This is a genomic window from Streptomyces sp. NPDC005898 (genome assembly GCF_040629635.1).
Classification (GTDB): domain Bacteria; phylum Actinomycetota; class Actinomycetes; order Streptomycetales; family Streptomycetaceae; genus Streptomyces.
The window spans coordinates 1-13,048 of the sequence record NZ_JBEXWC010000044.1; the positions used below are offsets into that span (position 1 = coordinate 1).

Annotated in this window: 12 protein-coding genes, 1 rRNA gene and 1 pseudogene; 10 read left to right on the forward strand and 4 right to left on the reverse strand. The window is 73.0% G+C overall.

The annotated features are described in order from the left end of the window. Nucleotides 1-201 precede the first annotated feature (201 nt). From rrf to ABZ385_RS32450, 3 genes and pseudogenes are all read left to right on the forward strand, one after another. Nucleotides 202-318 (forward strand): 5S ribosomal RNA (gene rrf / locus ABZ385_RS32440). Nucleotides 319-443: 125 nt separating this feature from the next. Further along, a pseudogene (locus ABZ385_RS32445) lies at nt 444-1,373 on the forward strand (hypothetical protein); the annotation flags it as partial. A gap of 351 nt (nt 1,374-1,724) precedes the next feature. Then, nucleotides 1,725-2,465, forward strand: coding sequence for a hypothetical protein (locus ABZ385_RS32450; RefSeq protein WP_358588247.1), 741 nt, complete (start codon nt 1,725-1,727; stop codon nt 2,463-2,465). A gap of 127 nt (nt 2,466-2,592) precedes the next feature. On the opposite strand, the gene ABZ385_RS32455 is transcribed toward ABZ385_RS32450, so the two are convergent. After that, complete coding sequence (locus tag ABZ385_RS32455; protein ID WP_358588241.1) at nt 2,593-3,876, reverse strand: DUF1015 domain-containing protein; 1,284 nt, start codon at nt 3,874-3,876, stop codon at nt 2,593-2,595. A 72-nt stretch (nt 3,877-3,948) separates the two neighbouring features. Between ABZ385_RS32455 and ABZ385_RS32460 the strand changes: the two genes are divergently transcribed. Then, complete coding sequence (locus ABZ385_RS32460) at nt 3,949-5,001, forward strand: HAD hydrolase-like protein (protein ID WP_358914124.1); 1,053 nt, start codon at nt 3,949-3,951, stop codon at nt 4,999-5,001. A gap of 28 nt (nt 5,002-5,029) precedes the next feature. Here the strand turns inward: ABZ385_RS32460 and ABZ385_RS32465 are convergent, their stop codons facing one another. Beyond that, a complete protein-coding gene (locus ABZ385_RS32465; RefSeq protein ID WP_358588236.1) occupies nt 5,030-5,929 on the reverse strand; it encodes a siderophore-interacting protein in 900 nt (299 codons plus the stop codon). A 52-nt stretch (nt 5,930-5,981) separates the two neighbouring features. Here ABZ385_RS32465 and ABZ385_RS32470 point away from each other — a divergent pair, with 52 nt between their 5' ends. The 3 genes from ABZ385_RS32470 (at nt 5,982) to ABZ385_RS32480 (ending at nt 8,927) form a co-directional block, all read left to right on the forward strand. Continuing rightward, nucleotides 5,982-7,025, forward strand: coding sequence for an iron chelate uptake ABC transporter family permease subunit (locus ABZ385_RS32470; RefSeq protein WP_358588233.1), 1,044 nt, complete (start codon nt 5,982-5,984; stop codon nt 7,023-7,025). Further along, entirely contained in the window at nt 7,022-8,050 is a 1,029-nt protein-coding gene (locus tag ABZ385_RS32475) for an iron chelate uptake ABC transporter family permease subunit (RefSeq protein ID WP_358699367.1), read from the forward strand. Before ABZ385_RS32470 ends, ABZ385_RS32475 begins: the two co-directional genes overlap by 4 nt. Nucleotides 8,051-8,114: 64 nt before the next feature. Then, nucleotides 8,115-8,927 (forward strand): ABC transporter ATP-binding protein, encoded by an 813-nt coding sequence (locus tag ABZ385_RS32480; RefSeq protein WP_358588228.1) that lies wholly within the window; start codon nt 8,115-8,117, stop codon nt 8,925-8,927. Here the strand turns inward: ABZ385_RS32480 and ABZ385_RS32485 are convergent. Beyond that, nucleotides 8,911-9,258, reverse strand: coding sequence for an alkyl sulfatase C-terminal domain-containing protein (locus tag ABZ385_RS32485; RefSeq protein ID WP_358914125.1), 348 nt, complete (start codon nt 9,256-9,258; stop codon nt 8,911-8,913). The two genes, ABZ385_RS32480 and ABZ385_RS32485, sit on opposite strands and share 17 nt — an antisense overlap. 42 nt (nt 9,259-9,300) lie before the next feature. Between ABZ385_RS32485 and ABZ385_RS32490 the strand changes: the two genes are divergently transcribed. Genes ABZ385_RS32490 through ABZ385_RS32500 form a run of 3 tightly spaced genes read left to right on the forward strand, consistent with a single transcriptional unit; the run spans nt 9,301 to nt 11,349 of the window. Continuing rightward, nucleotides 9,301-9,609, forward strand: coding sequence for a hypothetical protein (locus ABZ385_RS32490; protein WP_358588224.1), 309 nt, complete (start codon nt 9,301-9,303; stop codon nt 9,607-9,609). 7 nt (nt 9,610-9,616) lie between these two features. Further along, nucleotides 9,617-10,432 carry a TlyA family RNA methyltransferase gene (locus ABZ385_RS32495; RefSeq protein ID WP_358588221.1) on the forward strand — a complete coding sequence of 272 codons (816 nt, stop codon included), beginning with the start codon at nt 9,617-9,619 and terminating at the stop codon, nt 10,430-10,432. Nucleotides 10,433-10,443: 11 nt separating this feature from the next. Beyond that, entirely contained in the window at nt 10,444-11,349 is a 906-nt protein-coding gene (locus ABZ385_RS32500; RefSeq protein ID WP_358914126.1) for an NAD kinase, read from the forward strand. A 106-nt stretch (nt 11,350-11,455) separates the two neighbouring features. On the opposite strand, the gene ABZ385_RS32505 is transcribed toward ABZ385_RS32500, so the two are convergent. Then, the gene (locus tag ABZ385_RS32505) at nt 11,456-12,814 is read right to left on the reverse strand and encodes an FtsX-like permease family protein (protein ID WP_358914127.1); all 1,359 of its coding nucleotides are present in this window, start codon (nt 12,812-12,814) and stop codon (nt 11,456-11,458) included. Nucleotides 12,815-13,048 lie beyond the last annotated feature (234 nt).

The window sequence follows — 13,048 nt, forward strand, 5'->3', positions numbered from 1 at the left end:
AGATCTGGAAGCCCGGTAACGGGTGGAGGTGACTGGTACTAATAGGCCGAGGGCTTGTCCTCAGTTGCTCGCGTCCACTGTGTTGGTTCTGAAACAACGAACAGTTGTGTCGGCTGAACAGCGTCACTATCTAAATTGAAAAGTGTGCTTGTTCGCTGCCCTGTTTGAGATCCTGCGTCTTCGTAGGATATTTCATAGGGTTTCGGTGGTCATAGCGTGAGGGAAACGCCCGGTTACATTCCGAACCCGGAAGCTAAGCCTCAAAGCGCCGATGGTACTGCAGGGGGGACCCTGTGGGAGAGTAGGACGCCGCCGAACAATCTTTGGAGGACCCCTGGTCCCAGCGTCCAACGCTGGGACCAGGGGTCCTTTTGTTTTGTCGAAGCGCGCCGGCACCCCGGCTGCGCGAGAATGACTGCGGTACCGAAGACTAGGAGTCACCGATGTCCACCAACTCTCCCGACGAGCGACCGGGGCGCGACCAGCGCGGCCGGGACGGTGGCGACCCGGGCGGATACCGCGGGGCTCCACGGCGGGACGACCGCGGTGGCGACCGTGGTGGCTTCCGCCGCGATGACCGTCGCGACGACAACCGTGGCGGCGGTGGCTTCCGTGGCCGCGACGACCGGCGTGACGATCGCCGTGAGGGCGACCGGGATCGTGGCGCGCGTCCGCCCTTCCGCCGCGACGAGCGGCCCAGCGGGCCCCGTCGCGACGACAACCGTGGTGGTGGCGGTGGCTTCCGCCGTGACGAGCGGCGTGACGGCGACCGTCCCGCCTTCCGTCGCGACGACCGGCGTGACGACAGCCGTGCTGGGGAGCGCCCCGACCGGGGTGGTTTCCGCCGGGACGACAATCGTGGCGGCGACAACCGTGGCGGCGGCTTCCGTGGCCGCGACGAGCGGCCCAGCGGCCCCCGCCGCGACGACAACCGTGGTGGCGACAACCGTGGCGGTGGCTTCCGCCGTGACGGTGACCGTCCCGCCTTCCGTCGCGATGACCGCCGTGATGACCGTCGGGACAACGACCGTGGCGGCGACCGCGGTGGCTTCCGTCGCGATGACCGTCGCGACGACAACCGTGGCGGCGGCTACCGCGGCCGTGACGAGCGTGACAGCGGAGGGCGTCCGCCGTTCCGCCGTGACGACCGGCCGACGAGTGGGCCCCGGCGCGATGACCGCCGGGACGACAACCGTGGCGGCGGTGGCTTCCGCCGCGACGGTGACCGTCCGGCCTTCCGGCGCGACGACCGGCCCAGCGGGCCCCGCCGCGATGACAACCGTCGCGACGACACCCGTGGTGGCGACAACCGTGGCGGTGGTGGCTTCCGCCGTGACGGCGACCGTCCCGCCTTCCGCCGTGACGACCGGCGTGACGGTGACCGTCCGGCCTTCCGTCGCGACGACCGCCGTGATGACCGTCGGGACAACGACCGCGGCGGCGACCGTCCGGCCTTCCGCCGTGACGACCGCCGTGACGACCGTCGCGACGACACCCGTGGCGGTGGCTTCCGCAGGGACGACAACCGGGGCGGCGGCGGTTTCCGCGGCCGCGACGACCGTGCGCCGCGGCGGGACGACAACCGTGGCGGCGGACGCCCGGGCGGCTTCCACGGGCGGGACGACCGCCGGGATGACCGCCGCGACGACCGTCGGGACGGCGACCGCGGCGGGTACCGCGGCGGGCGTGACGACCGCGACCGTGATCGCGAGCCCATCAGGCGGCTGCCCATCCCCGACGACGTCACCGGGCACGAGATCGACAAGGACGTCCAGCAGGAGCTGCAGAGCCTCCCGAAGGGCCTTGCCGAGGACGTCGCCAGAAACCTGGTGATGGTCGCCAAGCTCATCGACGAGGAGCCCGAGCAGGCGTACGCCTACTCCAAGATCGCCCTGCGGCTGGCCTCCCGGGTCGCGGCCGTGCGCGAGGCCGCCGGCTTCGCCGCGTACGCGAACCAGAAGTACAGCGAGGCGCTCGCGGAGTTCCGGGCCGCGCGCCGGATGACCGGCAGCGTCGAGCTGTGGCCCGTCATGGCGGACTGCGAGCGCGGGCTGGGCCGGCCCGAGAAGGCGCTGGAGATGGCCGGCGCGCCCGAGGTGCACAAGCTCGACAAGGCGGGACAGGTCGAGATGCGGCTCGTCGCCGCCGGGGCCCGCCGTGACATGGACCAGATCGACGCGGCCATCGTCACCCTGCAGAGCCCCGAGCTGGCCTCGAACTCCGTGCAGCCCTGGACCGCGCGGCTGCGCTACGCGTACGCCGACGCACTGCTGGCCGCCGGCCGCGAGGACGAGGCGCGGGAGTGGTTCGCGAAGGTCATCGAGTCCGACAAGGACGGCAGCACCGACGCGTCGGACCGCCTCGCCGAGCTGGACGGCGTCGAGTTCGTGGACGCTCTCGGTGACGACGAGACCCACGACGACGCTCCCGTGGCCAGGGAAGAGCCGGCGGACGACGAGGACTGAGGTCCGCGCCGCCCTGACCGGTGACTGAAACGCAGACGGGCGGGACTCCCCAAGGGGGGTCCCGCCCGTTTTCGTATGCCCGGAGCCGGAGCCGGAGCCGGAGTCGGAGCCGGAGTCGGAACCGGAGTCAGAAGGCGAGGGCGCGCAGGACCAGGCCCGTGGCCGGTTTCGGGCCGAACGACGTGGACTTGCGGGGCATCGTGACGCCCTGACGGGCCAGCTCGCGGACGACCTCCTCGCGCACCGGGTGCATGAGGACCGCCGTCCCGCCGTCGCGCTCGGCCTTCTCGACGGTCGCCGCGGTGTCATGGATATAGGCGATGTGCTCGGGGGCGTCCGGGATCCGCCAGACGTGGTCCAGCAAAGTGGCGTGCAGGACCGTCGCGTCCAGGGTGCGCCAGGCCTGCGGATAGTCGCCGGGGATCGTACGGTCCAGGAGCTCCGGGGACGGGCTGTCGACGAGGTGGAAGGCGCCGTCGCCCGCGAGGACGAAGGCGTTCCCCTTGGCGGCGGCCCGCGACAGGGCGTCGAGCGCCTGGTCGAGGGAGCCCTCGACGGTGCGCACGCGGAAGGAGTCCCCGAGCGCGGCCAGGGCCTCGGGCACCGGCAGCCGGTGGAGGTAGCGGTGGATGGCACGGACGCGCAGGGGATAGCGGGCGGTGTCCACGAGGAGGACCAGGCCGTAGTCCCAAGCGCTGGGCGAGGGGTGCTCGGCCCGCAGCCGCAGATTGGTCGCCCAGCGGTGATGCCCGTCGGCGATGAGCGCCTGGTGGGAGGCCAGATCTGACTGGATCTCGGCGATCTCCGCGGGATCCGTGACGGACCACAGGCGGTGCCGGAATCCGTCCTCGGTGGTCGTCGCGAGGAGCGGCTCGCGCTCGGCCGTGCGTTCGATGGCCGCTATCGCGCCGGTGGCCCCGTCGCCGCTGTCGCTGCGGTAGGTCAGCAGGAGCGGTTCGAGGTTGGCGCGGGTCGCCCGCATGAGGGCGGCGCGGTCCTCGACGACGTGGGGCATGACGTCCTCGTGGGGGAGGACGACGCCGTCCGCGGCCTCGGAGAGGCGGAGCGCGCCGATGAGGCCGCGCTGGAGGATCTCGCCGTCCCGCTGTTCGTACACGTACAGGCTCGGCTCGTCGTCGGGCGCGAGGATGCCCTCGTCGAGCCAGCCGCGCAGGGTGTCCGCCGCCTGCTGGTTGCGGGCCGCCGGTGTGGTGGCCTGCGGGAGGATCAGCCGGACGATGTTGTGCGGGTCGGCGGACTCCAGGTGGAGCAGGCCGTCGGGGCGCACGACCACGTCGTACGGGGGTGAGGTCACCGCGGCCAGACTGCCGACCTGTTCGGGGACGTAGCGCACGCCCCGGAACGGGATCAGGTCGAGGCCCGCTGCGTCCGTGTGACCCGCTGTGTTCATTGGGGCATCGTATGTGTGTCAGTGGCATGAGCGATGATCGGGGGAGTGGTATCGAGCGAGGAGCGATGTGTAATGAGCCAGAGTGCAGGCCCGGGCGCGGGCGGGGGCGTAAGGACACGGCCCGACGGCAGCAGCCGGGCGCTGAGCGAGGCCTATGACACGGCGCTGCTCGACCTGGACGGGGTGGTGTACGCGGGCGGTCATGCCATCGCCCACGCCGTCGAGTCCCTCGGCAGCGCGCGCGAGGGCGGGATGCACCTCGCGTACGTCACGAACAACGCGCTGCGTACGCCGGACGCGGTGGCGGAGCACCTGACGGAGCTGGGCATCGCGACCGGGGCGTCGGACGTCATCACCTCGGCGCAGGCCGTCGCCCGGCTGGTGAGCGAGCAAGTGCCCGAGGGCGCGCGGGTGTTGGTGATCGGCGGCGAGGGGCTGCGGGTCGCGCTGCGGGAGCGGGGGCTGCGGCCGGTCGAGTCGGCGGACGACGATCCGGTGGCGGTCGTGCAGGGCTACGGCGGGCCCGACCTGGCGTGGGGGCGTTTCGCCGAGGCCAGTTACGCGATCGCGGCCGGTCTGCCGTGGTTCGCGTCGAACACCGACCTGACGATCCCGAGCGCGCGGGGCATCGCGCCCGGCAACGGCGCGGCGGTCGAGGTCGTCCGCATCGCCACGGGCGCCGAGCCGCAGGTGGCGGGCAAGCCGCTGCCGCCGATGCACCGGGAGACGATCCTGCGCACGGGGGCGAAGCGGCCGCTGGTCGTGGGCGACCGGCTGGACACGGACATCGAGGGGGCCTTCCACGGCGAGGTGGACTCCCTGCTGGTGCTCACGGGCGTCACGGACGGCGCGCAGCTGCTCGCCGCCCGGCCGGAGCACCGGCCGACGTACGTGGACGCCGATCTGCGCGGGATGCTCACCGGGCAGCCCGAAGTCTCCTCGGACGAGGGTGGTTTCGGCTGCGGCGGGTGGACGGCGTCGGTGCGCGGCGGCGAGCTGACGCTGGACGGCGAGGGCGAGCCCATGGACGGTCTGCGGGCCCTGTGCGCGGCCGCCTGGACGCAGGCGGGGGACGGCGCCTGCGAGGCGGACGGCAGCAAGGCCCTGGCGCGGCTGGGCCTGTGACGACGGGGGCTTAGGGTCTCCGGGGTCCTTACGGGGCCTCGTCGCGGGCGATCAGCTCGTCCGTGGTCGTGTCCTTGCGCCAGTAGCCGGAGAACGCCACCCGCTTGCGGTCGAAACCGCGTTCGCCGACGAGGTGACGGCGTACGGCCTTGACGGTCGCGGACTCGCCGGCGATCCAGGCGTAGGGCGTGCCCTCGGGGAGGTCCGCGCCGCGGACCGCGTCCGTGGTGGCGCCCTCCCGGGTGAGCCAGTGGATCTCGGCGTCGGCCCGGGTGGGCAGGGGCTGCTGTTCGGCGAGGTCGTGGACCTCGATCCACACGCGCGCCGGCAGCCCGGCCGGGAGTGTCTCGAGGATGCCCGCGACGGCCGGGAGCGCCGATTCGTCGGCGGTGAGCAGCAGCCAGTCGGTGTCATGCGGCGGCCGGAAGTCGTAGGCGGCGTTCTCCGCGTCGGTCGGGGCGAGCACGCCGATGCGGGCCCCGGGCCGTGCCGTCCGCGCCCAAGCGGTGGCCGGGCCGTCGGCGGGCGAGGGCTCGGCGCGGTGCACGGCGAAGTCGACGACCAACTCGCCTGTGTCGCGGCGCAGGTCGCGGGTCGTGTACGTCCGCATGATGCCCCGCACCGACGGGTCGAGGGCGCACCACGCCGCGTACCACTGGACCGGGTCGCCGCCGGAGGTGTCCGGCATGACCGGGGCGTCCTGGCCCGGCTGCGGCAGGAAGATCTTGATGCGCTGGTCCCGGCCGGCCGAGGCCATCCGCGCGAGATCCGGGCCGCCGAGAACCACGCGGATCATGGCGGGGGTGAGGTGTTCGGTGCGCAGGACCTCGACGTCGAAGTACCGGTAGGGGGAGTCGGTCACGGCCTGAGCCGCTTCGACGTCACCGCCGCGGCGGCGGGTCGGCGAGGGGGAGGGGCTGGTGGACATGGTGGCGCTTCTCTCGTCGAAGTCCAGTGCGAGGGTAGGCTAACCTAACCTGGTGTTGGTCGACAGTCCCCCAGAACCCCGCGCGGAGACCGCTCCCGCGCCGCCGAAACACCGCACACTGCGCAGCGTCGGGCTGCTCGTCTCGGTGGCCGTCCTCCTGCTCGTCTTTCTGACGAGCATCGCGGTCGGCGCCAAATCCATGCCCCTGGACCAGGTCTGGCACGGGCTGTTCCACGACTCGGGGACGTACGGCGACGTCGTCGTCGGCGAGCGGTTGTCGCGCAGCCTGCTCGGGCTGCTCGCCGGTGTCGCGCTCGGACTCTCCGGCGCCGTGCTGCAGGCGCTCACCCGCAACCCGCTGGCCGACCCCGGACTGCTCGGCATCAACCTCGGCGCGTCGTCGGCGGTCGTCAGCGCGATCAGCTTCTTCGGCGTCACCTCGCTGAGCGGCTATGTGTGGTTCGCCTTCCTCGGGGCGTCGCTCGTCGGCGTCCTGCTCTACGTCCTCGGCGGCGCGCGCGGCGCGACACCCGTGCGGCTCGCGCTCGCCGGCACCGCGATCAGCGCCGCGCTCTACGGCTATCTCCAGGCCGTCATGATCATGGACGGGGCCGCGCTCAACAAGATGCGGTTCTGGACGGTCGGGTCGCTGGCCTCCGCCACCATGGACACCATCCAGCAGGTGCTGCCCTTCCTCGCGGTCGGCACCGTGCTCGCCCTCGGCCTCGCCCGGCCGCTCAACGCCATGGCCATGGGCGACGACACCGCCCGCGCGCTCGGCGCCCACCTCACGCGCACCCGCGCCCTGTCGATGGCGGCGGCGACGCTGCTGTGCGGGGCCGCGACCGCCGCCTGCGGGCCCATCATGTTCGTCGGCCTGATGGTGCCGCACATCGTGCGCTCCTTCACCGGCCCCGACATGCGCTGGATCCTGCCGTACGCGGCCGTCCTCTCGCCGGTGCTGCTGCTCGGCGCGGACGTCGTCGGGCGGGTCGTGGCGCGGCCCTCGGAACTCCAGGTGGGCATCGTGACCGCGGTCATCGGCGCGCCCGTCTTCATCTTTCTCGTACGGCGGCGGAAGGTGGCCCAGCTGTGAAGGCGATACGCACCAACGGCGGCCTCTCCGTGCGCCTCGACGTCCGCACGGCCGTGGTCTGCGCCCTGCTCCTGGTCGCCGCGCTCACCGCGAGCGTCGTCCTGATCGGCACCGGCGACTTCGCGATCCCGGCCGCCGACGTCATCCGCACACTGCTCGGGAACGGCGACGCGGGGCAGGAGTTCATCGTCAACGACCTGCGGCTCCCGCGGGTCCTCGTCGGGCTCCTGGTGGGCGCCGCCCTCGGGCTCGGCGGCGCGCTCTTCCAGTCCATCGCCCGCAACCCGCTGGGCAGTCCGGACGTGCTCGGCCTGGGTCAGGGGGCGACCGCCGGGGCGCTCACCATGATCGTCCTCTTCAAGGGCAGCGCGGTCGAGGTCGCGGGCGGCGCGCTCGTCGGCGGCCTCGTCACCGGCGTCGCCATCTATCTGCTCGCCTGGAAGCGCGGGGTGCACGGCTACCGGCTCGTGCTCGTCGGCATCGGCGTCTCCGCCTTCATCACGGCCGTCAACGGCTATCTGCTGACCAAGGCGGACTTCGTCGACGCCGCCCGCGCCGTGGTCTGGATGACCGGCTCCCTCAACGGCCGCGACTGGCAGCAGGTCTGGCCGCTGCTCGTGCTCTGCGCCGCCCTCGTGCCGCTCGTCCTGGTGTACGGGCGCCCGCTGCGGATGCTGGAGATGGGTGACGACGTCGCCGGCGCGCTCGGCGTACCCGTCGAACGCACCCGTGCCGTGCTGCTCACCGCCTCCGTGCTGCTCACCGCGGCCGCGACCGCCGCCGCCGGGCCGGTCAGCTTCGTCGCCCTCACCGCGCCCCAGCTGGCCCGGCGCCTGACGCGCTCGCCGGGACCGAACCTCATGCCGTCGATGTTCATGGGCGCCGCTCTCCTGGTCGTCGCGGACCTGGCCTCGCAGCGGGCCTTCGGCGCGGACCAGCTGCCCGTCGGCGTCGTCACCGGCGTCCTCGGCGGCGTCTACCTGCTGTGGCTGCTCGTCACCCAGCGCAAGGCGGGCCGGATATGAGACCCCGCCGCGACCTTCTGTTGCCCACGACTGCGTACCACCCCCCGACCAGGAGCGTGCTGCTGTGAACCGGCTCATCGCCGACGACGTCACCCTCGGCTACGACCAGCGCGTCATCGCGGAGAAGCTGTCCGTCGAGATCCCCGACCACTCCTTCACCGTGATCGTGGGCCCCAACGCCTGCGGCAAGTCCACGCTCCTGCGCGCCCTGTCCCGGATGCTCAAGCCCTCCGCCGGACGCGTGCTGCTCGACGGGAACACCATCCACTCGATGCCCGCGAAGAAGGTCGCCAAGACCCTCGGCCTGCTGCCGCAGTCGTCCATCGCGCCCGACGGCATCACCGTCGGCGACCTCGTCGCGCGCGGCCGTTATCCCCACCAGGGACTCCTGCGCCAGTGGTCGCCGGAGGACGAGCGGATCGTGGCGGAGTCGATGGAGGCCACGGGCGTACGCGAACTCGCCGACCGCTACGTGGACGAGCTGTCCGGCGGGCAGCGCCAGCGCGTGTGGATCGCGATGGCGCTCGCCCAGCAGACCCCGCTGCTGCTCCTCGACGAGCCGACGACGTTCCTCGACATCCAGCACCAGCTCGACGTCCTCGACCTGTGCGCCGAACTCCATGAGAAGCAGGGCCGCACCCTCGTCGCCGTCCTGCACGACCTCAACCACGCGGCGCGCTACGCCACGCACCTCATCGCCCTGCGTGACGGCGCGGTGCTCGCCGAGGGCGCGCCGTCGGACATCGTCACCGCCGAGTTGGTCGAGCAGACGTTCGGCATCAAGTGTCGGATCATCGAGGACCCGGAGAGCGGGACGCCGCTGGTGATCCCGGCCGCCCGCGCGGGACGGCGCACGCCGGCTACAGCAACGATCTGAGCCTGAGCAGGTCCCGGAAGCCCGCCTCCAGCCTGACCCGGCCACCGGCCCAGGCCTTCGCGAAGTTCAGCTCGCCGGCCACCAGCGCCACCAGGTCGTCCCCGGTCATCGAAAGGCGGATCTCCGCCTTGTCGCGGGGCGGGCCGGGGTGGCTGTCGAGCACCGTGATCCGGCCGTTCTCGAGCCGGCCCACGAAGGTGACGTCGAGGTCGGTGACGCGGCAGCTCAGCGAGCGGTTCAGGGCAGCGGCGCCGCGCACGTCGCCGTCGGCGGACGCGAGAGTGTCCGAGAGTCTGTCGAGTGCCGCGCGGCACTCCGCCATGGTCGCCATCGTGATCGACGGTACCGCAGCCCTTCGGGGTAGCGTCGTGGCATGAGCGACTCTCACGCGGGCCCCGGAGCAGGGGAGGCGGTGGAGCCGGACCCTCGGGTTCCGGACGAACCGTCGTACGACCCCGCCGCCCCCGCGCCTCTCGGCGTCGAGCGCACCCCCACCGGCAACGCCGACGTGGACCCGCTCCTGGCCCGGCTCGGGGACGCGGACCACCTCGCCACCGACGGCCACATCGAGGTGTACGAGGATGTACACCAGGGTTTGCGCGACGCGCTGACCGCGCTCGACGCGCGCCCCGGCCCACCGGCCCCCACCGGCAAGCCGTCACCCTCGTCTGACAGGAGCTGAACCGAACGTGGCAGGAGTGGCACGACGCCGCCTCGACGCCGAGCTCGTCCGCCGGAAGCTCGCGCGCTCGCGCGAGCACGCGAGCCAGCTGATCGCCGCAGGCCGGGTCTCGGTCGGCAAGACCGTCGCGACCAAGGCCGCGACCCAGGTGGAGACGGCCGCCCCCATCGTGGTCACGCAGGACGACAGCGACCCCGACTACGTCTCACGCGGCGGCCACAAACTCGCGGGTGCCCTCGCCGCCTTCGGGCCGCAGGGGCTCGTCGTCGAGGGGCGGCGCGCGCTGGACGCGGGCGCGTCCACCGGTGGCTTCACGGACGTCCTGCTGCGCGCCGGCGCCGCGCACGTCGTCGCCGTCGACGTCGGCTACGGCCAGCTCGCCTGGTCGCTGCAGAGCGATGACCGGGTCACCGTGAAGGACCGGACGAACGTACGCGAGTTGACGCTCGAAGCGATCGACGGCGTGCCCGTCGACATCGTCGTCGGCGACCTTTCCTTCATCCCGCTCGGCCTGGTGCTGCCCGCCCTCGTGCGGTGCGCGGCCCCCGACGCGGACCTGGTGCTCATGGTGAAGCCGCAGTTCGAGGTGGGCAAGGAGCGGCTCGGCAGCGGTGGTGTGGTGCGCAGCGCCGAACTGCGGGCCGACGCCGTGCGCGGCGTCGCACGCCAGGCGTGGGGGCTCGGCCTCGGGGTGCGCGGGGTGACCGCGAGCCCGCTGCCGGGGCCCTCGGGGAATGTCGAGTACTTTCTGTGGCTGCGCGCCGGGGCCGACGAGCTGGACCCGGCGGACGTTGACCGTGCCGTGGCGGAGGGGCCCCGTTGACCCAGACCCGAGTGACCCAGACCGATGCGCGTACCGTTTTCCTGCTCGCGCACACCGGACGGCCCGCGGCCATCCGCAGTGCCGAACTCGTCGTCCAAGGGCTGCTGCGCAGCGGCATCGGCGTACGCGTCCTGGAGGCCGAGGCCGCCGACCTGCCACTGCCCTCCGCCGTCGAGACGGTGCGGGAGGCCACCGCCGACTGCATCGACGACTGCGAGCTGATCGTCGTCCTCGGAGGCGACGGCACGCTGCTGCGCGGCGCCGACTTCGCGCGGGCCTCCGGAGTGCCCATGCTCGGGGTGAACCTCGGGCGCGTGGGCTTCCTCGCCGAGGCCGAGCGCGACGACCTGGACAAGGTCGTCGACCGGGTGGTGTCCAAGTCGTACGAGGTCGAGGAGCGCATGACGATCGACGTCATCGTGCACCGCAACGGCGACGTCGTGCACCGCGACTGGGCGCTGAACGAAGCCGCCGTCCAGAAGGTGTCGCCCGAGCGGATGCTGGAGGTCGTCCTGGAGATCGACGGCCGGCCGGTCACCGGCTTCGGCTGCGACGGCATCGTCTGCGCGACCCCGACCGGTTCGACGGCGTACGCGTTCTCCGCGGGCGGGCCCGTGGTGTGGCCGGAGGTGGAGGCGCTGCTCATGGTGCCGATCAGCGCCCACGCCCTGTTCGCCAAGCCGCTGGTGACCTCCCCGGACTCGGTGCTCGCCGTCGAGGTCCAGCCGCACACGCCGCACGGGGTGCTGTGGTGCGACGGGCGACGGACCGTCGAACTGCCCTCCGGGGCGCGGGTGGAGGTGCGCCGGGGCGCGGTGCCGGTGCGGCTCGCGCGGCTGCACCAAGCCTCGTTCACCGACCGGCTCGTCGCCAAGTTCGCCCTGCCCGTGTCGGGTTGGCGGGGGGCGCCGCACTAGGGCGTGTGGCGTGTGGTGAAAGTCCCGTCTGCCCGGCGACGCCTGGCCCGCCCTGCGGGCGGACGACGCTGCTTTCACCACACGCCCTAGCTCCGCGACGGCTCCCTCACGTCCCGCCGACCACCGATATCGCCCGTCGGCGCATGACGGCGTGCACCGGCAGGCCGGTGGCGAGCAGGGTCAGCAGCAGCGTGCCCGCCGCGATGCCGACGGGGACGGCCCACGGCAGATACGGCAGGGCCGAGCCGAACGCCGTGCTGAGCATCGGGGCCAGCGTGCCGAGCGCGATAGCGCCGCCGAGCAGCAGCGCGGTGGCGGCGACGACCCCGGCCTCCCAGGCCGCCATGGCCCGCACCTGGGCGCGCCGGCTGCCGACCACCCGCAGCAGTGCCACGTCGCGGCGGCGCTCGAAGGAGATCATGGCGAGGGTGTTCACCGCGGCGATGGCGGCGAAGCCGGCGTAGAGCCCCGTGCCGACGTAGTCCAGCCAGACCTCGCCCGCGCCGCCCGCCGAACCCGTGCGGTGCCGGGCGGTCGTACGCATGCCGATCTTGGTGAGGCCGAAGCCGACGACCAGGGTGAGGGGGACCACCGCGGCGGAGAAACGGCGGGGCTGCGAGCGGACGTTGAGCATCGCCAGGCGGGCGCTCGGGCCGAACCGGCCGACCAGCGCCGACACCGCCCACGCCGCAGGGCCGATGAGGCGCGGCCCCAGCAGCCCGGCGCCCACGCAGAACAGGATGAGCACGAGGAAGGCGCCCTCGCCCGCCTCGGCCGCGGGCCGCTTCGACAGGAGCACCGACACGAAGCACGCCCCCACGACCGCGAGCACCCCGAGCAGCGCCCGCGGCACGCCGAGCCCGCGCCGGCCGGTCGACGCCTCCGACAGCGCGCGGGCCGGCCGGAGCAGGGAGAAGCGCAGCGCCGACAGGAGGGCCGCGAGCGTCGTCGTCACCACCGCCACCCCGACGCACACCGGCAGCGCGACCCAGCCGAACCGGAACACGGCCTCGGCGGGGAGCAGCCCATGGGCGACCATGCCGGCGTGCCACCAGCGGGCGCCGACACCACCGAGGGCGAAGCCGAGGAGCGCGGCGGGGACGGACGCGGCCAGGGCCTGGACGGCCACCGCGCGGCGGATCTGACGGGGCCTGGCGCCGATCGAGCGCACCATCGCCAACTCGCGGTGCTGCTGCGCGACGGCGGTGCCCATGGTCGAGACGACCACGAAGATCGACATGTAGACGGAGCCGATCAGCAGGACGATCGCCATGTCGCCCACGCCGCTCTCCCTGATCTGCCGCCGCGCCGGGGCCGGGAGCCCGCTGGTGCCGCCGGCGCCGGTCGTGCCGAGCATCATCGTGGACGCGCTCACCACCGTCGCCGCGAAGAGGGCCGCCACCGCGGTGCCCACGAACGCCGGGCGGTGCGCGCGCAGCGCCGCCAGTGCCAGTCCTGTCGCCATGTCGATCATGGTCTCGCCGGGGGACCGCCCACCACCATGCGGCGGGCCGGTGGATCGTACGGGGGATAACCCCACCCCGCCCCGCGAGGCTTCGCGCCCGCTCCCGAGGGGTTTCGCGCCCACTCCCGCGAGTGACAGCGGGCACAATGGCGCCGCCGCCACCTGCGCCTTCGCGCCCGGAGCCCAGGGTCCGTCGCAGACCGGGCCGCTGACCTCGTAAGGTCTTGTCCGTGT